This is a genomic window from Niastella vici (genome assembly GCF_002077945.1).
Taxonomy (GTDB): domain Bacteria; phylum Bacteroidota; class Bacteroidia; order Chitinophagales; family Chitinophagaceae; genus Niastella; species Niastella vici.
The window spans coordinates 20,120-39,790 of record NZ_LVYD01000047.1; the positions used below are offsets into that span (position 1 = coordinate 20,120).

The 19,671-nt window shown below is 43.5% G+C and carries 15 protein-coding genes; 12 read left to right on the forward strand and 3 right to left on the reverse strand.

What is annotated here, in order from left to right; translation table 11 throughout:
* The first annotated feature begins 77 nt into the window (after positions 1-77).
* The 6 genes from A3860_RS17775 to A3860_RS17800 all read left to right on the forward strand — a co-directional run bounded on the left by A3860_RS17775 (position 78) and on the right by A3860_RS17800 (position 4,944).
* On the forward strand, positions 78-863 hold the full coding sequence (locus tag A3860_RS17775) for a hypothetical protein (protein WP_158085292.1): 786 nt from the start codon (positions 78-80) through the stop codon (positions 861-863).
* 940 nt (positions 864-1,803) lie between these two features.
* A complete protein-coding gene (locus tag A3860_RS17785; RefSeq protein ID WP_081148089.1) occupies positions 1,804-2,439 on the forward strand; it encodes a DUF6266 family protein in 636 nt (211 codons plus the stop codon).
* Positions 2,440-3,216: 777 nt separating this feature from the next.
* On the forward strand, positions 3,217-4,017 hold the full coding sequence (locus A3860_RS17790; protein WP_081148123.1) for a polysaccharide deacetylase family protein: 801 nt from the start codon (positions 3,217-3,219) through the stop codon (positions 4,015-4,017).
* 62 nt (positions 4,018-4,079) lie between these two features.
* A complete protein-coding gene (locus A3860_RS17795) occupies positions 4,080-4,427 on the forward strand; it encodes a VOC family protein (protein ID WP_081148090.1) in 348 nt (115 codons plus the stop codon).
* Between the two features lie 29 nt (positions 4,428-4,456).
* Positions 4,457-4,594: a hypothetical protein gene (locus A3860_RS41130; RefSeq protein ID WP_158085293.1), complete on the forward strand. Its 138-nt coding sequence runs from the start codon at positions 4,457-4,459 to the stop codon at positions 4,592-4,594.
* A gap of 23 nt (positions 4,595-4,617) precedes the next feature.
* Positions 4,618-4,944 carry a lipid A-modifier LpxR family protein gene (locus A3860_RS17800; protein ID WP_081148091.1) on the forward strand — a complete coding sequence of 109 codons (327 nt, stop codon included), beginning with the start codon at positions 4,618-4,620 and terminating at the stop codon, positions 4,942-4,944.
* Here the strand turns inward: A3860_RS17800 and A3860_RS17805 are convergent.
* Together A3860_RS17805 and A3860_RS17810 are read right to left on the reverse strand one after the other, a co-directional pair.
* Positions 4,941-5,459, reverse strand: coding sequence for a 3'-5' exoribonuclease domain-containing protein (locus A3860_RS17805; protein WP_081148092.1), 519 nt, complete (start codon positions 5,457-5,459; stop codon positions 4,941-4,943). The genes A3860_RS17800 and A3860_RS17805 overlap by 4 nt on opposite strands.
* Before the next feature lie 20 nt (positions 5,460-5,479).
* Positions 5,480-6,211, reverse strand: a complete 732-nt coding sequence (locus A3860_RS17810; protein WP_081148093.1) for a protein phosphatase 2C domain-containing protein — start codon at positions 6,209-6,211, stop codon at positions 5,480-5,482.
* 100 nt (positions 6,212-6,311) lie between these two features.
* On the opposite strand from A3860_RS17810, the gene A3860_RS17815 reads away from it, so the two are divergent.
* The 5 genes from A3860_RS17815 (at position 6,312) to A3860_RS17835 (ending at position 14,342) form a co-directional block, all read left to right on the forward strand.
* The gene (locus A3860_RS17815) at positions 6,312-7,145 is read left to right on the forward strand and encodes a hypothetical protein (protein WP_081148094.1); all 834 of its coding nucleotides are present in this window, start codon (positions 6,312-6,314) and stop codon (positions 7,143-7,145) included.
* Positions 7,146-7,267: 122 nt separating this feature from the next.
* The gene (locus A3860_RS17820; protein WP_081148095.1) at positions 7,268-8,134 is read left to right on the forward strand and encodes a helix-turn-helix domain-containing protein; all 867 of its coding nucleotides are present in this window, start codon (positions 7,268-7,270) and stop codon (positions 8,132-8,134) included.
* Positions 8,135-8,237: 103 nt separating this feature from the next.
* Entirely contained in the window at positions 8,238-9,350 is a 1,113-nt protein-coding gene (locus A3860_RS17825; RefSeq protein WP_081148096.1) for an alkene reductase, read from the forward strand.
* Positions 9,351-9,645: 295 nt separating this feature from the next.
* Entirely contained in the window at positions 9,646-12,774 is a 3,129-nt protein-coding gene (locus tag A3860_RS17830; protein WP_081148097.1) for a SusC/RagA family TonB-linked outer membrane protein, read from the forward strand.
* Between the two features lie 20 nt (positions 12,775-12,794).
* Positions 12,795-14,342, forward strand: coding sequence for a RagB/SusD family nutrient uptake outer membrane protein (locus tag A3860_RS17835; RefSeq protein ID WP_081148098.1), 1,548 nt, complete (start codon positions 12,795-12,797; stop codon positions 14,340-14,342).
* A gap of 103 nt (positions 14,343-14,445) precedes the next feature.
* Here the strand turns inward: A3860_RS17835 and A3860_RS17840 are convergent, their stop codons facing one another.
* Positions 14,446-17,400 (reverse strand): triple tyrosine motif-containing protein, encoded by a 2,955-nt coding sequence (locus tag A3860_RS17840; RefSeq protein WP_081148099.1) that lies wholly within the window; start codon positions 17,398-17,400, stop codon positions 14,446-14,448.
* Between the two features lie 242 nt (positions 17,401-17,642).
* Here A3860_RS17840 and A3860_RS17845 point away from each other — a divergent pair, with 242 nt between their 5' ends.
* A complete protein-coding gene (locus A3860_RS17845; RefSeq protein WP_245843564.1) occupies positions 17,643-19,343 on the forward strand; it encodes a cellulase family glycosylhydrolase in 1,701 nt (566 codons plus the stop codon).
* Positions 19,344-19,671: the final 328 nt, after the last annotated feature.

Below are 19,671 nucleotides of genomic sequence, written 5' to 3' on the forward strand. Positions count from 1 at the left end.
TTTTATGAGGGTTATTCAGGGCTTAAAAAGAAATATACCGGAGGTATTTCCGTTAGCGGGTTATAACGCTTATGACAATGAACAGAACCCTCTTTTACCCTGCAATAATGGCTTTATTGCTGGTTGGTTGCCGGCCCGAGGAAAACCCCGGTCAGTTAAATGCGGTCAATCAGAGCCTGGAGCGTGTCAATAAGACTATTAATGATGAAAACAATTTGATTAGTCAACATTTACTGAACACGCAAGCGGATCCCCAGACAGCTGATATTGTTACAAAATGGGTGCAAAGGGCGGATCGGATAAATCGAAATGCCGATAGCGTACGAGTTATGATAAAAGAGTTGAAAGAGGAATTAATTAGCCAATCAGATAGTTTGAAGAGGGAATATGTTACGGTGATAAGGCAGTTGTATGATGACAATGGAGTGGGAAATCAATTATTGAAGAAGCTGGCTGCATTTAAAGATAGTATTCCGGTAATCATGTATGGTGAGGGAGGAAGGGATAGCTCGGTTGCACAAGGGCGCGTAAGTAGATATCTTAATACTTTGCTTGATTCTATTCCGTTGTTGCCGGGTTATGTGGATAGTTTATCGGCCGATCAAAGGATACAATATGGTAAGAAATGGTTGAATGAAAACTTTGGCCGAAGTTCTTCATTAATGGCGATGATCATGCTAAATAAGATAGAGAATGATTTGTTGCTAACCCAAAAAATCTTGATTGAGTACTGCAATATGAAAGTTGCTTCCTCTTTTTGCGGTTATAATGTCTTTCATGTAATAACATCTTTGAGTAGTAGTTATGTTAAACGAGGACAAGAAATCGAGGGGAAAATTAAAATTGAACAACCTGCTTCATAAAAAGGACCGCCTCAAATTTCTTTCTATATGGATTCAAAAAGATACAACAAGGAAATCGCCTTTATAATAATTTTTTTTAATTCGAAGCTAAGTCGTAAATTAGATGTACAACACTATCGGACAGACGCATTGCGCATTGCAGACGTTCGATTAGGGTTGAGACAATTAACTGTGTTCTCTGCATCCGGTTCATGAGATCGTTCATAGGTGATAGTTGACATTATTTATTATGAATGATGGCAAAAGTGCCAACACCCACTCATAGGCTAATAGTTGATGTAAAAGCGGTATCAAGACTCACTCATCTGTCGATGCGCGCTTCCCGCGACTTCCTAACCGATATTCGTAAAAAGTTAGGTAAAGCCAAACGTGAGTGGATTACTTTAAGGGAATTTTGCGAGATGACACCTTTTAAAATAGAAGATGTCATACCGTATTTGGAGTGATGAAGGAGGTCATGACGACCTCCTTTTTTGTTCCCATACACCCAAAAATTTTCCCTGCACTCCATGCAACGGGAATCCGATGTCGATCCGGTCTTGTTCCGGTATTACTACTTACTTTGTTCGGACTTTCTTCGCATTTCTCCTGAGTGCACCCGAACATTCCCCCGGAAGATCCGAACAACATCCGAACAACGTCCGGCACAATACCTTCCTCATACCGGCACTATCCCGAAAAAACACCCCATTTCCCCATGGCCATTCAAGACGCTTGTAGACTACTGTAGACATATACAGGGAACTGTAGGCGCACATAGAACAACCTGGAACAAGATAGAACAAGATAGAACATGTTGGGATAGGATAGGCATGCCAGTGATTTATTCTACAAAAATCCATCTTACTTTTATATCGCACAAGGCAACTGATCAAATACCGGTTATGATCATTCGTCAGGTGCAGGTTCTTTTTTTATTAACACTTAAAATCGATTCTTTATGGGCAAAATGAAAAACGGTATCCTGGATGCATTTTCAGGAACCATCGGAAGAGTGGTTGGTACATCCTGGCGCGGAGTGGCTGTAATGCGCAGCAAGGCACATTCCCGCAAAAATGCCAATACTCCAAAACAGCAGGAACAAAAAGCAAAGTTTAAAGTTGCTGCTGACTTTACACAAACCATACATGATCTGTTGATTCTTGGTTTCAGGGATCAGGCTGTTCAGATGACGGGGGCAAACTATGGTTTGTCGCTGATATTAACAGAAGCCATCGACGGCACCTATCCCGATTTCAAGATCGCCTATGATCGTGTTAAGATCAGCAAGGGCTTATTGCTTAACGTAGAAGGGTTGGCAGTAACTTCCCCCAAGGCCGGCGCTATCCTTTTCACCTGGACTGGCACCGATGAAAATAACAGGGAAAAACCAACTGACGTGGCAATTCTCGTTGCTCACTGCCCCGATCTGAACAGAACAGTGTTTAAATCGATAGGCAGTCGTGACAGCATGTCTGGAGAACTCCCGGTACCTAAATTCGCTGGTAAAGTGGCGCACACCTGGATCACTTTTGTGTCGGCCAACGGCAAGTTCATTGCCAACAGCGAGTACATCGGCACCGTAAACGTTAGCTAACGAGAAACGTTCCCGTATCACTAAGAAAACCACTTGCTGGTTAAATCCCGGCTATTAAGCCCGATGCGTATCGGGAAGGGCAAAGCGCCCACCTACATTAAAATGCTACCCCGAGGGCCCCGGGGGCGCATTTTTAAAAACGGCATACCATTCCTTCAAATGCTGTATGTAAAGAGGTACTGCGATTAGTTTATCTCCCGTATTAATTTTTGCAACAAGCCCTAAGTATGCGTGTCGGAAAAAAATATTTCTGCATCAAAAAAAGTAAACCGATAGCAAAACTTTTTTTCTGCTACAGAAAGAAAATAATTGATGCATGAAAAATTTTAGGTCAAAAAAAAATTAAGAGACGTGCTTTTCAAATTTTTGTTATAAGAAATACTTTCAACCCCAATGGCTGAATCCAATTCTTCAATCGATAAGGATTCCTTATGAACTATTTCGGTTTCATTTAGCTGCAAATGTTTCCGGGAACGATTGCACAGAAAAAAAGCCCTGATCCTGCCCGTTTTATTTTATCTGTTCCTAAATTTAGGAACTATATTTTCAGAGCTACTCTAACGATTGCTACTTATGTTCAGCCATTTTAATTTGTACCCGCTTTTTTCCTATCTTACCTTTTTCCCAATCTATTATTACTGACAGCCAGGCATCAGGCCCGGCATTGGAAAAATTGATCAGGGCAGTAATGCATTTAGCTTAAATTTACGAGCGGCGTAGTTGCGGGCTGTTGAGCGGCCGAAAGCTATGCTTTTAATTTATTATAATATAACCAACATGGCAACTATAAAGGCCACAGCTATAATGCTGTTATGTATTGCACTTTCCTTTTCAACAATTGCACAAACCAGTAATCCCTGGAAGGGAAAAAAATGCGCAGTAGTGTTAACTTATGACGATGGCCTGGATGTGCACCTTACCAACGCAATTCCCGCCCTCGATTCATTGGGACTGAAAGCAACCTTTTATATTGCCAATTATAACGGAAAATTGCAGTCGCAGATACCCGGTTGGCGTGCAGCTGCGGCCAAAGGACATGAGCTGGCGAATCACACCATTTTCCATCCCTGTGAAGGAGGGCGCGCGGGACGGGAATTTGTCACGGCCGATTATGATCTGAACAATTATTCCATGCGACGGATAACGAATGAGATCCGCGCCATGAACGCCGTGCTGTTTGCCATTGACGGAAAAACCAACCGAACCTTTGCATTTCCCTGCGGTGATAACAAAGTGCACGATACTGCCTATATCGATTCTTTACATAAAGAGTTTATAGCCGCCCGCGGTGTGGTGGGCACCATCCCTACTATCGACAAAGTAAATCTGTACGACTTCCCTGCTTATGGCGTTCTCAATCATTCTGGTGATGCCATGATCGAATGGGTAAAGGAAGCCCAGGCAAAGCAAGGGTTGTTAGTTATCTTGTTTCATGGCGTTGGCGGCGAGCATGATCTCAATGTTTCTCTGCAGGCGCATAGTCAGCTCCTGCATTATTTGAAACAACATGAAAAGGAGATCTGGGTAGCTCCACTGGTTGAAGTGGCAGCGTTTGTGAAGGAGAGACAGGGAAAATAATGGGTATTGGTTTAAATAAATCTTTTTAAAGATATTTATGCCAAAATTAATTAATTCTTCAAATGCAACTCCATCTCCTCGTTATACGCACACCAGACATGCCAAAACTGGCAGATTTTTATTCGCATCTCGGTTTAACTTTCGAATATCACAAACACGGAAAATCTCCTTACCATTATTCTGCAACAATAGGTTCAACTACTTTGGAAATTTACCCATTATCAAAAGATCAAACAGAAGCCGATAAAGATTTAAGATTGGGGTTTGCTGTAGACAATTTTGAAAGCACCATTCAGGTATTAAGAGAAAAGAATGCAGAATTTTTATCGGAACCGCTGCAAACGGAATATGGCTTTATGACTATTGTTAAAGACCCCGATGGAAGGAAGATAGAATTATATAAAAAGTAGGTTCCTCTCGTTCTGTAACCATAACTTATATGTACACAAAAATCTACTGGATCCACAATTTTGCCAATGGTGCAAAATTGGGTATCATGCCCCGCCCACGTGGGGACGACTGGCTGGAAGAAGAGATCATCAAACTAAAAAAACAACATATTGGGCTAACGAGGTAACGCCTGAGGAGCCTAATTCATCAATGGGAGTTGCAACAACTCCTTATAATGAGAAGAAGAAAACTTTTGAACTATATACTTTCGGTTCTTTACGCCCACAGTTTACATTGTATAATGCCCTCTTAAACGGACAATTCAGAAAAAGTGCGCACACCATTGACTTTCATGATATGCGTCACCTGATTCTTGAATTTGATGGCGGGGTTGCTGTTAGTATTCCCATTCAGAAAAGAAACTTGCTGGAGTTCAAGCTGCGGCTTAGCGGAAGATCACCGGAGTTTAAGCTACCAAAAAGACTGCCCAGATGGCACTACTGGGGCGGACTGGAACTTTCATTTTCCCATTACTAAAGTTTGATCTTTAGTCCATACTCCCCTTTCAATGTCAATAAGGCTTCGGCATTTCCCTTAGCATCATCAACCGGGTTGTGCGTATGTTTTGTTCTGCGAAGATGTTTGAAATTCTGAAAGGTGTCTTTTACCAGACCTTTATACAGGCTGCCTAAATTCTGGGAACTAAATCCAAACGGATTGGTCCCGGTGAAATGATGAAAATACCAGCAGATAAACATCCAGTCGAAACCGTTATTGTCACTGATAAAAACCGGCCTGTCTTTGGCTACTTTTTTTATCCAGTTGGCAAAGTCGTTCATGACTGTTGCCGCATCATCGAATGCAAGGGTTTCTTCCCGCGAAAAGCCTGAAACGGCCAACGCCTCAGGAATATATTTTTCAGAGATAGGTTTCAGCTTTGCATAAAAGGTTTTATTCAGCTGTTCATCTACCAGTACAGCGCCAAAACAGATCATGGAATAATCTCCCGGAATAGGCCCATCGCTTTCTATATCTACCATGATATAGGCCATAAAATGTGTTTGTTTCTAAGTTAAAAAATAATTCTAATGATCGCCAGGTCGTCACCTGGCTTTAATCCCCAATTGGTTTGAATGTCATAAAGCTTCCGGTTCAACATATTGCTATTATTGCTCCCTGCTGTATCAGCAAGCAGAAATTCTAAAACATCACCATGTTCTTCATAGGGTTTGCTATCAAATTTTTTAAAAGTAAATATACCATCAGTTGCCAGGCTAAAGTCTTGCAGGTCCTGCGCAAAGATCCTTTGTTGTTGTTTCCCATACCAGCTATCAAAGTCCTCATGAAGGTGATACCCTAAATAATCTGGTTTATTGTCCTGTTCAAATTCAAACAGCCGGTTATTAATACAGATCAACCCATCACCTATGCATAGGAATTCACCTGTGCGTTGGTTGGTATCAATAATACCGATCAACAAGGTATTCAACACTTCTTCCCTTTCTAACTGAAGTATATTTTGGGCACTCCGCAATTCCTCAAATAACTGCTTTGTTATCCTTTCCAGTATAAGCTGTAAACCCACGGATTCTTTTGAAAAGAATTCTTTATAGCTGTATTCTTTGGAAATTTTTCTTAGCAATTTACCGGTTAAAGTAGCCGCGAAGTAGCTCTCCGTCCCCATTGTGCAGCCGTCAATTACAGCACACAGGAGCTTATGTTTTCCAATTTCTGCAGTGATTAAATAGTCTTCGCAATGGTTGGTGTGAAGCTCACCGATTTGTAGCGTAGTATAGATCCTCATTCAGAAATACGCGACAAAATTAATAAAAATTGACAAACCCCAAACTCTCGGTCCCTTTTCTTTCGATTTTCTTTAATTTCAGGAAAACCTTATTTGTTCCATGAGAAAATTATATAATAAAACAACCTGGTTTTTAATCTTCCTGTTCTTTCCCGTTCTTGGCTACTCGCAATTCCCTGTCAGAAAATATATTGCCGGTGAAACCTATAAGTATAAATTAACTACAGATACCTGGCAGAACGATAAATACACAGGTGAAGCTGTCTCCATTTCTGAACACCGTGTTATTAATGATGGTGGCGCATTTGCCGAAGAAATAAAATGGTTAAATAAAACGGCTAAAGATGCTTCCGATACCATTCGGGTTATTAGCATAGCACGCATGGTCCCGGCTTACCGCATCTCGTTGGCCCCTGAGGGTAAGGTGCTGTTGCCTAAACTATTTATTCCGGAAATGGTGGGCGAAATAACAGACCTGAATACGTTTTTTGTCGCCATTTCGCCAGCATTGAATGCGCAGAAATTGACAGCTGAAAACCGCGATTTCAAAAACGCTGGCTTACAGCAGGGACATTTTGCCGATAGTATCAGCATTTTATATGGTACGGATTGTATTCAGGTTTCCCAACATTTACTCAGCTCAAATAAAAAGTATACCACTATCAGGACCAATTTTACACCGCCCGATTCCTTTTGCCTGTCACCCTTGCTCGATACCGTGACAAAGAAGTTGTATGACCTGCCGAATAATTTTCAAATGATCAGAAAAGGAAACGGTGATAAAGTGAATTTTTTCTGGGGCATTGAGTCCTTTACCATTACTTCAAAGCTTGATAACAAAACAGGGGCTATCCAGGAAGCCAGTATGGAGAATATATTGACCCTTCAAATGCGCTACAATGCTTCCTCCGATCTTAAAACATACGCCGTGTAAATGCCGGTAAAAATTAAAAGAGTGGTGAAGCTGGAGTTAATGACTGAATAGCTTTCATTATCTGTCTAAATGTAACGAGGGCTGGCTTCTGCCAAAATACAAAACTTCTGTAATTTTATCCCATGAAACAGAAAATGCTTCAACGGTCTTTTGAGCTGTATGTGGCAGATATGGAAGCCTGGTATGAACGCCCTCTGATCTATCATTTCTTTGAGATTGTTCAAATTCTTGATGGTGAAGGCGTGCGTGTGGTGAACGATAACCGTTTTCCTTACAGCAAAGGCAGCATCTTTCTGTTCACCCCACTCGATTGCCGGGGTTTCGAAATGACCACACCTACCCGTTTCTGCTCCATCAGGTTTTCTGAAGTGTTCCTTGGCAAATGCAAAAATGTAGCGGAGCGTGAACGGATCTCACAATGGCTTCATCAGCTCGAACACATCTTCTATCATCATAATCGGTTTGAACGTGTACTCATAAAACATATAACCGACTGCCAGTTGATCTCCACGCTCATTGGTAATATGATACACGAATACGAAGCCCAGCAGCCTTATTATGAAGAGAACCTGCAACATTTTATTGCCCTCGTGCTGAATATTCTGGCTCGCAATGTAGCTGAAACTAAGGTCAATGTTCCTGCTGAACCGCAACCGGAACCACTCATTAATCGCATGCTGCTGCATGTGCATGAAAACATCAATAATCCCGGTAAACTGCGCATCAGTTACCTCGCCAGCGAGTTTAACCTGTCGGCTAATTATGTGGGTGAATATTTCAGAAAACTTACCGGTGAAAGCCTGCAGCAATATATTACACAATATAAAATGCAACTGGTTCAACACCGCCTGGCCAACAGCTCCCTCACTGTGAGCCAAATCGCCAATGAACTGGGCTTTACCGACGAAAGCCATTTGAACCGCCAATTCAGAAAACACAGCGGGGTTAGCCCCGTCGAATACCGGAAGAATGCCAAACAACGGGCATAGCTCCTTCTTTCTACCCAACCTTGAATTATACAGAACAAACCTTTCTTTGTCACTGTTCGGGCGTGGCAGCTGCTGCTAATTTTGGTGTCAAATATTGTCACTCATGCAACCAAATAAGTTATTGTCTCCTTTAGTTTCGAACAACCTCACTTTAAATAACCGGGTAGTGATGGCGCCTATGAGCCGTCGCCGTGCAGTATATAATATACCGGCTGCTTCAACTGCTTTATACTATGCGCAACGTGCCAGCGCCGGTTTGATCATTGCTGAAAATACTGGCGTAAGCCCCAATGGGGTTGGCTACCTGCACGTGCCTGGTATTTATAACGAAGTGCAAAAGCAAGCTTGGAGAAATGTAGTAGATGCAGTTCATGCACGGGGTGGAAAAATATTCATCCAGCTGGTGCACGCCGGCCGTATTGGTCATCCGTTGATCTTTGATACAGAGGCGCCGCTGGTAGCGCCTTCGGCCGTGCAGGCCAGAGGCGAAGTTCGTATTCCGGGTGATATTCATGTACCCCTGCCCCAGCCGGAAGCGCTCACTACCGCCGGTGCAAATGCCTTGATCGATGCACATATTCAGGCTGCTGTCAATGCTGTAGAAATAGGTTTTGATGGTGTAGAGATCCATGGCGCTCATGGGTTCCTGCCTGAACAGTTTTTAAATCCTCACACCAACCGAAGAACCGACGAATACGGCGGCAGTATAGAAAGCAGAGGCCGCTTTTTGCTGCAGATCATGAAAGGAGTGGCAGCTGCTATTGGCAAAGAAAAAACTGGTGTCCGATTGTCGCCTTTTGCGCACATCAATGACCTGCCTGCTTTTGATGAAGAAACGGCTACCTATAAATATATCATCGATGCCCTGCAAAAACTCGATATCCTTTATATCCATCTCTCGGCAGTGGTGGCAAATGATAAATCTTCTATTCCTACTGAATTCCTGCAATACGTTCGTAAGCGTTTTGATAATCTCCTGATATTGGCTGGTGGTCATACCGCTGCTTCTGCTGAAGCCCTGGTGCAACAGGGCCTGGTTGATCTGATTGCTTTTGGTAAACCTTTCATTGCCAACCCCGATCTGGTTGAACGCTTTCAGCACAATAAAGAATTGGCCATACCTGATCCCGAAACATTTTACCAGGGTGGCGATACCGGTTACATCGATTACCCCGCCCTATATTCGAATTCGCGTTCTGCCTGTTCCGCTTTATAAGATTCTTTTACACGAAGGAATATCAATACCCTTATAATTATACTACCCAATGGGGATGGATCATTCCATTCCCATTTTTCGTTGATGCCTAGCTGCCATTATTTTCAATTTATCCTGGTTATGAGCGCGGCACCTTAATGATAATATTGTTTACTAAAAAGATAATTCCAGAAAAAACGACGGATTAAATCGGCGGTAGCTTTATTGTACAAACCTTACAGCTTAGTAAACTCATCTTGTTAACCAAGGCCGGCTCTTTCTTTACAGAAAGCAGCTGTAGCCAATTATTGCTTTTATGAAAAAGAATTTTGATTGCGGAATAAAACCCGCCGGCCGTTTTATTTTTTCATTACTTATCTTTTTTACTGTTTTCCAATGCATAATTCCGGGCACCGCGCATGCACAATCTATTATTGTAAACGGTACCATTAAAGATGATAAGGGTAGTCCGTTGGAAGGCGCTGTGGTAAGAGTGAAAGGTGCTGCCAAATCAGTAGTGGCAGATAACAATGGGCGTTACTCGATTGCTGTGCCAGGGCCCGAAGCTGTGCTGGTGTTTTCTTTTGTCGGCTACAAGGGAGTGGAAGAAACGGTTGGCCAGCGGAAACAAATTGATATTTCCATGGAATCAACCGGTGGCAAGCTCGACGATATTGTAGTTGTTGGCTACGGAACACAGAAGAAAAAAGATCTCACCGGCGCCGTTGCCACAGTAGGCAGTGCTGAACTGAATAAGCGTGTGGCCACGGACCCCACGCAATTATTGCAGGGAAAACTGCCAGGCCTTTCCTTAACACAAGGCACAGGTGAAGCAGGCAACGAAAACTTTGTGTTGCGCATTAGAGGATTGGGTACTAACAGTTCGGCCGGAAGCAGTCCGCTAATTATTGTCGATGGTTTACCGGGAAGCCTTACCAACCTCGATCCGCAGAATATTGAATCAATTACCTTGTTAAAGGATGCCGCTTCGGCCGCTATTTATGGTACCCGGGCGGCCAATGGTGTTATTCTGGTAACCACCAAACAAGGTATCAATGGAAAATTCCAGTTAAGCTATGATTTGAACGTTGGTATCACCAGGCCAACTGCGTTGCCAAATAACCTGGTCTATAATTCAGAACTTTACATGGAGATGTATAACCAGGCCGCCATCAACTCAGGCATTACAAACCGGTATACCCAGGCGCAGATCGATGCGTATAAAAACCCGTCTGATCCCAATTTATATCCTAACGTGAACTGGCTCGATATTGTAATGCGCACCGTCACTACACAAACGCATCATATAGGAATGACGGGCGGCCGCAATGGTACTACCTACAATATCGGCTTGGGCTATGTAGATCAACCCGACATCATGATCGGTTTTTCATACAAAAAATATAACCTCCAGTTCAACCTCAATTCAAAAATAAACGACTGGGCTACCATCGGCGGTAGTATGACGTTCAACTATGGTAAAAGGCTGTATGCATCGCGCGGCAGCCAGGACCAGTTTTTATCGACCCTGTCGCAGGAACCTATGACCGGCCCCACCTTGCCCGATGGCAGTGGCCGCTATGTAAATTCGGTATATCCCAATGTACAGGGACCTAATAAAAACCCTGTGGCCATTGCTGAAAATGCATTGGTAAATAACATGGATTATTATTTCCAAAACAACATATATATAAACATTCGCTTGTTGAAGGGATTAGAGTGGAGAACAAGTGGCGGCTTCAACTACGATTTTCAGAAAACAAAAGACTATAAACCGGTCATTTACCAGTATAACTGGTTTGCCGGTCCCAATGATGCATTTGAACGTGCACTCGATGTAAATGGACAGGGCATGACGGTAACCGATAATAATTATATTTACCCGGTTGGTTATACGCAGTTAACATACAGCAAAGAGATCGGTAATCATAATTTCAAAGCGTTAGCCGGTACACAGGCTGAATACAATAAAACGGAAGTATTGGTTGGCAGTCGTAATACGCCTTATTCTACCAATGAATTGGAAGAGTTGAGTGCAGGCCCATTGGGTTCCCAGTTGGCAAGCGGTACAACATTTGAATGGTCGTTGCGTTCATATTATGGCCGGTTGAATTATGATTACGATGGCAAATATCTGTTTGAGGCCAATGCCCGTTACGATGCTTCTTCCCGCTTTCCGCCAGAAAATAAATGGGCTTTCTTCCCCTCTTTGTCGGCCGGCTGGGTGATCTCCCGCGAAAAATTCATGGAAACTATTCCCTGGATGAATTTATTAAAGCTTCGTGGGTCATGGGGAAGATTAGGTAATCAGAACATTACAAATTATCCTTATCAGCTGGTATATTCGAATTTGAACGCTTACAATAGTGGCATTCAATACGCGTACTCCTTCTCTGGTAGCTCGTTGAACTCAGGGGCAGCAATAAACGCATTGACAGATAGAAATATTCACTGGGAAAATACCCGCGTTGTTGACTTTGGTTTTGATGTAACCGTGTTTAAGTCCCTGAACGTAACGTTCGATTGGTACAATAAATTCACCTACGATATTCTGGCTACACCAGCCATACCGGCCTATGTGGGTCTTAGCGCGCCTACCATTAATAACGGGCAAATGCGGAATACTGGTTTTGAAGCATCGGCACAATATACGGGTAAAGCAGGCGAGGTGAACTACTCAGTAGGCGGTACTTTTCAGGCCAATAAAAATACGCTCGTAAAATATGGCGCTCAGCAGGTCAATACCGGCAACAACACCATTAACATGGAAGGTAAGCCTTACGGTAGTTTTTATATGTATAAATATGCCGGCATTTTCCAAAGTACTGATGAAGTTAATAAATCGCCTAAACAACAGTTCAATCCCAGGCCGGGCTTTTTAAAGTTTGAAGATGTGGTTCAGGATGGGGTAATAGATGCGAAAGACCGGGTGATAGTACCCGGTGTGTTTCCCAAATTCGATTATTCCTTCAATGCCAGCGCTTCCTGGAAAAATTTTGATATGACCATTTTCCTGTACGGTTCGTACGGACAAAAAATATATTCGAACGGCTGGGGGGTACAGCCTTTCAACCAGGGTTCACCCCCAACTTATGATTGGTTAAATGCCTGGACGCCTTCGAACCCAAGTACTACTATGCCCCTGATATATATAACAGGCCAGAGCGATGCCAGCAACAATATAAGTACTGCCTCTACCTATTATTTAAAAGACGGTTCCTTTTTACGGATCAAAAACCTGCAGGTAGGCTATACATTGCCGCAAAACATTGTAAAGCGTATTGCGATGAACAGCTTGCGGGTGTTTGCCTCCGGCGACAATTTGGCCACCTTTACCAAATTCAAAGGGCTTGATCCGGAACGGGTTCCCAGCAGCAGCAACACCCGGTATGTGGTGCATCCGCAGAACCAGGTATTTTCTTTTGGTGTAAAAGCTGTTTTTTAAAAATTTAAATTCTCCCGACAATGAAATATTTCATTCGATATAGTGCGCTCTTTGTTAGTGTATTGATATTAATAGTAAGCTGTAAAAAAGATTTTTTAGATAAGAATCCGCCAGATCAACTTTCCAGTGATAAGTTCTGGAAAACGCAAGCCGATGCCGATATAGCGCTTACCGCTATTTACAGTTATTTGATCCAGGGATATAATTACACCAATGCAAACAATACCGGTCAGGGCTGGGGTTCAGGTACGCCCTATTGGGAAACGCTTACTGATAATGCTGTCAGCAGTGCGTTTCAGAACGTAGCCAATGGCGCTATAGAAGCTACAACAGGTACCATTCAGTCTGATGCATACAACACTTCCTATAAAGCAATACAGGCATGTAATATTTTTCTGGCCAATATCGGTAATGTGCCCTTGCAAACAGCTGCCATGAATCATTATTTGGGTGAAGTACGATTCATTCGCGGGTATTACTATTTCTTACTGGCACAATTATATGGCGATGTGGTATACTACACCCGGCCAATTGGTAACGCTTCAGCAGATCCTGAAAGTTACCAGTTGGGAAGAATGCCAAAAGCGCAGGTGATCGATTCTGTAATAAGCGATTTCAATTTCGCAGTGAATAATCTTGCCGATACTGCGTACACCGGCCATGTGGTAAAAGGAACTGCCTTAGGTTACCTGGCAAAACTATATATAACGCAGGGGAACTGGCAAATGGCTGCCACCACAGCGAAGACTATTATGAATAGTAACAAGTTCAGCCTGTTTACCGGTGGTTACCGCGGTTTATTTCTGAAACCTTCGCAAATCAATAATCCCGAGATCCTGTTCTCGGGTCGTTACCAGGTACCCAATGCGTACAGTCCGGCCGATTACCTGTATACTTACAGTGCCAGCTTTCAGCCGTTGAAATACCTGGTTGATGATTATGAATGCACCGATGGTTTCCCCATCACTTCTTCTCCCTTATATGATAAGAACGCGCCTTATAATAATAGAGACCCACGCCTGCTGGCTACCGTATTAACGCCCGGGGTATTGTATAAAGGCGGCATTCCATTTGTGCCTACCCAGATAGCCGCTCAATCTGGCTTCCTGAATAAAAAAGGGGTCGATAGTACCCGCGCCACCGTGATTGGCACCCAAAGTGATCAGGACTGGGTGTATTTACGATATGCTGAAATTTTATTATTATATGCAGAAGCCCAGAATGAGTTGACTGGCCCCGATGCTACAGTATATAGTGCAATAAACTCAATAAGGGCAAGGCCTGGCGTAAACATGCCGGCATTGCCGGCAGGTTTGTCGCAGGCTGATATGCGCACCCGCATTCGACATGAAAGAAGAATTGAACTGGCGCTGGAGGGTCAACGGTATTTCGATTTGAAGCGATGGAAGACCGACAGAACCGTTATCCCTACCATCAAAGACCCAACAGCTAGTAATAACAGAACATTCCCCTTGCGCGATACCTTATGGCCGATACCGCAAATGGAAATGGATGTAGCCAATTCGTACGGAAATACAAATTTTAAACAAACGCCGGGATGGCAATAAGACACAGAAGTAGGAAATAAGAAGTAGGAAGTAAGATGAACCCCCATTTTCGGATTTCCTACTTCCTACCTCCTATTTCATACCCATATTTTTTGACGTTGCTCTAATCTATCTCTGAATGAAAGTTCAATAAGAAATTAACCAGGTTCACTTCAGGTTGAATACCTAATTTCTTGCGCAAGCGGTGACGGCCTAATTCAACCCCTTTAATAGTAATGTTCATGATCTGCGCTATTTCCTTACTGGTCAAATTCAATCGTAAATAAGCGCACAGTTTCAGGTCACTGGCCGTAAGGTATGGATAGGTGCTCTTTAAAGATACCAGGAAGTTGCTGTGCACCTTATCGAAATGCACGGCAAATTGCTCCCAGTTCTTTTTCATTTTATCATCGCCCAACATGCGCAGGATCTTTTTATAATCATCCGTATCCTTATCAATATCACTTGATTTTTTCATGCGCACAAATTCTTCCTTCACTTTCATGAGCATCTCCCCTTTTTGCACCAGGTTAAAAGTGGTGGATGCCAGTTCTGTATTTTTTACCTGTATTTCCGATTGCAGTTTTTCGTTTTGTAAACGGATGATCTCTTTTTCATTGCGTTCCAGCTTCAACTGGTGCAGGTACGTAAGTTGTTTTTGTTCTTCCTGATGTTTCTCTATTTCCAGCTGGTGTAAATATTCCATACGCCGGCGTTCTTCATCGTGCTTTTGCTGTTGCAATATGAATTTTTTCTTTTGCCACATGTATATAGCATATACAAACAGCATCGCCAGCAGGGTATATATACTATAGGCCCAGGTAGTGCGGTACCAGGGCGCCAGTATGGTGAACCGGTAAACAGCTACTTTCGATTCCTGCCCTTCATGCGTTCTTGCTTTTACCCGGAAAGTATACGTGCCAGGTGAAAGATAAGTGTAATCTTTCTCATTTTTCTTTGTCCAGGCCGACCAGCTATTTTCGAAATCTTCCAGGTAATAAGCATATTCAATACTCGATTGTTTGCCATACAGCGGGGAAGAATAATCGAAGTGGATCGAGTTCCAGGCATATTGTATATTCGGAACTTCTTCATTCGTTAACCGCGGCTGCTCGCCTTCTTTATTATAATAACCGCCAAAAATGATGCTGTCGCGTTTATTTACAATGTGTACATCACTTATTTGTATGGGTATCTCTTCTTTGAATTGTTTGTACTGATCATAATTTACCAGGTAAAAACCTTCTTCAGCCGCAATAAAAATATTGTTGTTGTTAAAGGGGTAAATGTATTCCAGGCCGTTCCCGGTTATTTTGCCATTGAGCTCAGGAAAATAAATGATCTGCGGTTGCCTGCCGCTCAGGTCTACCACACCCAGTTGCCTGTCATGAACAAACCAGATATTTCCATTGCTGTCTTCTTTCATGTACCGGATGGGCGCTTTAGGCAATAACTTTTGCAACAGCGTGCTGGGCTCAAAGTCGCCGCTCTTTTCATTGTATTCGAATATTCCTTTGTCATTACTAAGAACAACGCGGCTCTTTACTTTAAAAATATGGTTGTTATTAGGGGAGAGAATATGCTTTGTGTCTTTATAGGCAACGTTGGTGGGCTTTACCCCGTCATTCAGCGTAATTTTGTATAAGCCTTTATACGGATGCGCTGCCCAGGCAATGTTGTTGTCAAGTGCTACAAACCGCGCCGATTCAAAATGCGAATGTATTTCCGGGTTAGTGAAGTGGCCGTTTATAAAATTGTAAAAGTTCAGTCCGTTATAGGTTCCAGCCACTATAACCGGTGAGGGCGCCACATTGCTTAAGGGAAGAAATGTCCAGAAGCCTGAACTACTGTCGATCTTTTTGGCAGCGCCGTTCTCAATAATAAAAAAGCCATCATTATGCCCCATCGCCAGTTGACCATTTAATTCACTCAGGTTCCAAACCTGTCCCTTGGGACCTCGTATCAACTCAAATTTGCTTTTTATAAAACCAATATCGGGTTCATTGGCCAGGCCCGCCTGGTACACACCGTTGGAAGTGCCGATGTATAAATTGTTCTTATAAATAATTGCGGCTTTACCGGCGCTGTGTTCCTGGTAATCGGGGTAAATATGTTTGATGGCATTGTTGTAGGCAATAAAGTCGATCCCGTTATCGAGTCCCAGCCAGATATTTTTCTTGCGGTCAATAAATACACAGAGGATATTATTGCTTTGCAGTCCGTCGAGTTTGGAAAGCCGTTGTACCAGCTCCCCTTTTTCATTAATGATAAAACACCCCGCCAGGTTCGTGATAATAGCGATCTGGTCTTTATTGATCACGGCGGCGCTGTAGGGATTTTTTTCATCGATCAGCCGCATATCGGGGGTTTCGAAAGGAGTAATGGTTTCACCATTTAAGATATAGGAGCCATGATGTTTGGTGAGCAGCAGCGAGCTGTCGCCGGTAAGCGGAACGATGGCCGTGATCTCAGCCTTCTCGGGAAAATAATCGGCTTTGGAAAAGGGCACCCAGGTACCGTTTTGAAATTGCAGCAATCCCTTTTGCCAGGCTTTGCTGATGAGTGTGTGATGATGTAAGCCCAGAAAGCTCCAGGCTGCGTTGCCGAAAACGGTAATCTTATCATTTTGCAGTTGGAAGATCTTGCGGTAAGCGCGAAAGAAAACCTCATTGCCAACCGGAACAACATCCCAGATGTCGGTAAAATCCTTTTCATTTTCCGGGATCAGGTCGTTCAGCGATCTGTATTGAAGCCTGCCATTCTTCCCCGGTTCAAAAAATCCAATTTCGCCCTGCGAGCCAATGTAGATGCGGCCGTCGTTCCCGATGGCCACCGAGCGCACCCCCGTACCGCCGGGCAGGGTGTATTTTTTCCAGAAACTTCCGTCGAAACTCAGCAGGCCTTCATCGTTGGCCGCGTACATAATCCCTTTTTTATCCTGCACGATCTTCCAGTTTTGGGTACCGGCATTATAAACCTGTTTGGGATAGTTGACGATCTCGGGCAGCGCAATGGTGTTTTGGGCAAACCCTTTAAGCATACTAAGGCAGCATATGGTAAGCAATAATCTTCTCATCATGACAGCAATTGAGGGCGATAGAATACTAAGTTAGGTAATAACATGATAACAAAAAGGGAGTGGATGGGGCATTAATGGGGTAAAGTTGCTGTTATTTAAGCATTTATGTTCTTTATGATGTGGTATTGATGTGGTGCCGGATAGCAAATTTTTTGGGCAGAATTCTAATTTAGTAGCAAAATCAAACGGAACGCCCCATGCGACACCCCCGACTAACGAGTTTGCTCTTACTCCTTATTATAATGGTACCCCCACAAACCAATGCCCAGGGTTTTTTACGGGCCAGCGGCAAACAGCTGGTTAATGAGAAGAACGAAAATGTTTTGCTGCGGGGTGTTGGATTGGGCGGCTGGATGCTTCAGGAAGGCTACATGTTGCAGGTGAACGGCCCCGGCATGCAGCACATGATCCGCGCACGAATTGCCGAACTGATAGGTGAAGACAGCACCCGTGCTTTTTACAATTCCTGGCTGGCCAACCATACCCGCAGGATCGACATCGACTCCATGAAAGCCTGGGGATTTAATTCGGTACGCCTGCCCATGCATTACAATTTATATACGCTGCCGGTTGACAAAGAACCCGAACCGGGAAAACAAACCTGGCTCGAAAAAGGCTTTCAACTGACCGACAGCCTGCTGGCCTGGTGTAAAGCCAACCACATGTACCTCATTCTGGACCTGCACGCTGCACCTGGCGGACAAGGAAACGACAACAATATTTCTGACCGCGACCCTTCAAAACCATCGCTTTGGGATAGCGAGGCCAACCGGCAAAAGACGATCGCTTTATGGAAAAAACTGGCCGAACGCTATGCCAATGAACCCAACATAGGCGGTTACGATATTTTGAATGAACCCAACTGGGGATTTGAAGATCCTGCCAATGATAAAAATGGGTTGAAGGAAAGCGGCAACCAGCCACTCAGGCAATTGATGATGGATATTACCACTGCCATTCGCTCGGTTGACAAAAAACACCTCATCATAATAGAAGGAAATGGCTGGGGTAATAATTATAATGGTGTACTGCCGCCGTGGGATAATAATATGGCGTTGAGCTTTCATAAGTACTGGAACTTTAATAACACCGCAGCTATTCAACACATACTCGACACACGCAATACCTACAATGTGCCGGTGTGGTTAGGTGAAACCGGCGAAAACTCGAATGTATGGTTTACTGAAGCTGTTCGTTTACTCGAAACCAATAACATTGGCTGGGCCTGGTGGCCGTTGAAAAAATTAGGGAATAACAATCCCATGCAGGTGAAAACGAATAAGGAATATGAAAAGGTACTTGCGTTTTGGAGTGGTAATGCACCAAAGCCCTCAGCGGCAGAGGCGTGTAAAGGGTTGATGGAACTCGCAGCTGCTACCAGGTTGGAAAATACGATCATAAAACGGGATGTGCTTGACGCACTTTTCAGACAGCCTTATTCGCAGGCCACCATTCCGTTTAAAGCTAATGTGATCAGAAGCGGCAGCGTGGTAAAAGCAGTTGATTATGATCTGGGCAGAAATGGCGCCGCCTATTTTGACACCGATTCTGCCGATTACCACATCTCAAATGGTAAAAGGGGTGGGAACCGTGGCCGGGTATACCGGAATGATGGGGTAGATATAGCCGTAGACCCCTCTATAGCAGATGGTTATATTGTTACCAATACAGAACCTGGCGAATGGTTACAATACACCATCAATGTAGTAAAGGCCGGCCACTATCACATTAAATTGAATTATAATCTGGAAAAAGAAAACGCAAAGTTTTCTTTACAGATAAACAACAGCGAAACAAAAAAACTGACCGTACCAAAAGCAACCGGTTGGCAATCGCTGGAAATAAAAGATATAACCCTGAAAGAAGGTTCAAATAATATTAGGATATATATTGACTCAGGAGAAATGAGTCTCCGCGAAATGCAGTTTACAGCGATTGAGTAATACAGTTGGTTAAAGCTTGAAAAAGGCCTTCCCGGTTTGCCGGGAGGGCCTTTGTCGTCCTGAGCGTAGTCGAAGGATGAGCTGAAACAAAGGATGAGCTGAGTCGAAGGATGAACTGAACGGAAGGATGAGGGGCTTGCCCTGAGCGTAGTCGAAAGGTGAGCAAAGTCGAAGGGTCGAAGGAAGCGATTGAATTGATCTATCCCATGATGGGGTAAAGAGGGGGTGAAAACCACGCCTGACAGCATACATCCCCTATTTGATGGGGTATTGATGGGGCGCCTTATTAGGCCAGGGCTTGTCAACATTCTACTTTAGATTCTGATTT

What these genes read in the sequence shown, in the direction of transcription:
- A3860_RS17775 (WP_158085292.1), top strand. Translation starts at nt 78, where the DNA reads ATGAACAGAACCCTCTTTTACCCTGCAATAATGGCTTTATTGCTGGTT.
- A3860_RS17785 (WP_081148089.1), top strand. Translation starts at nt 1,804, where the DNA reads ATGGGCAAAATGAAAAACGGTATCCTGGATGCATTTTCAGGAACCATC.
- A3860_RS17790 (WP_081148123.1), top strand. Translation starts at nt 3,217, where the DNA reads ATGGCAACTATAAAGGCCACAGCTATAATGCTGTTATGTATTGCACTT.
- A3860_RS17795 (WP_081148090.1), top strand. Translation starts at nt 4,080, where the DNA reads ATGCAACTCCATCTCCTCGTTATACGCACACCAGACATGCCAAAACTG.
- A3860_RS41130 (WP_158085293.1), top strand. Translation starts at nt 4,457, where the DNA reads ATGTACACAAAAATCTACTGGATCCACAATTTTGCCAATGGTGCAAAA.
- A3860_RS17800 (WP_081148091.1), top strand. Translation starts at nt 4,618, where the DNA reads ATGGGAGTTGCAACAACTCCTTATAATGAGAAGAAGAAAACTTTTGAA.
- A3860_RS17805 (WP_081148092.1), bottom strand. Translation starts at nt 5,459, where the DNA reads ATGGCCTATATCATGGTAGATATAGAAAGCGATGGGCCTATTCCGGGA.
- A3860_RS17810 (WP_081148093.1), bottom strand. Translation starts at nt 6,211, where the DNA reads ATGAGGATCTATACTACGCTACAAATCGGTGAGCTTCACACCAACCAT.
- A3860_RS17815 (WP_081148094.1), top strand. Translation starts at nt 6,312, where the DNA reads ATGAGAAAATTATATAATAAAACAACCTGGTTTTTAATCTTCCTGTTC.
- A3860_RS17820 (WP_081148095.1), top strand. Translation starts at nt 7,268, where the DNA reads ATGAAACAGAAAATGCTTCAACGGTCTTTTGAGCTGTATGTGGCAGAT.
- A3860_RS17825 (WP_081148096.1), top strand. Translation starts at nt 8,238, where the DNA reads ATGCAACCAAATAAGTTATTGTCTCCTTTAGTTTCGAACAACCTCACT.
- A3860_RS17830 (WP_081148097.1), top strand. Translation starts at nt 9,646, where the DNA reads ATGAAAAAGAATTTTGATTGCGGAATAAAACCCGCCGGCCGTTTTATT.
- A3860_RS17835 (WP_081148098.1), top strand. Translation starts at nt 12,795, where the DNA reads ATGAAATATTTCATTCGATATAGTGCGCTCTTTGTTAGTGTATTGATA.
- A3860_RS17840 (WP_081148099.1), bottom strand. Translation starts at nt 17,400, where the DNA reads ATGATGAGAAGATTATTGCTTACCATATGCTGCCTTAGTATGCTTAAA.
- A3860_RS17845 (WP_245843564.1), top strand. Translation starts at nt 17,643, where the DNA reads ATGGTACCCCCACAAACCAATGCCCAGGGTTTTTTACGGGCCAGCGGC.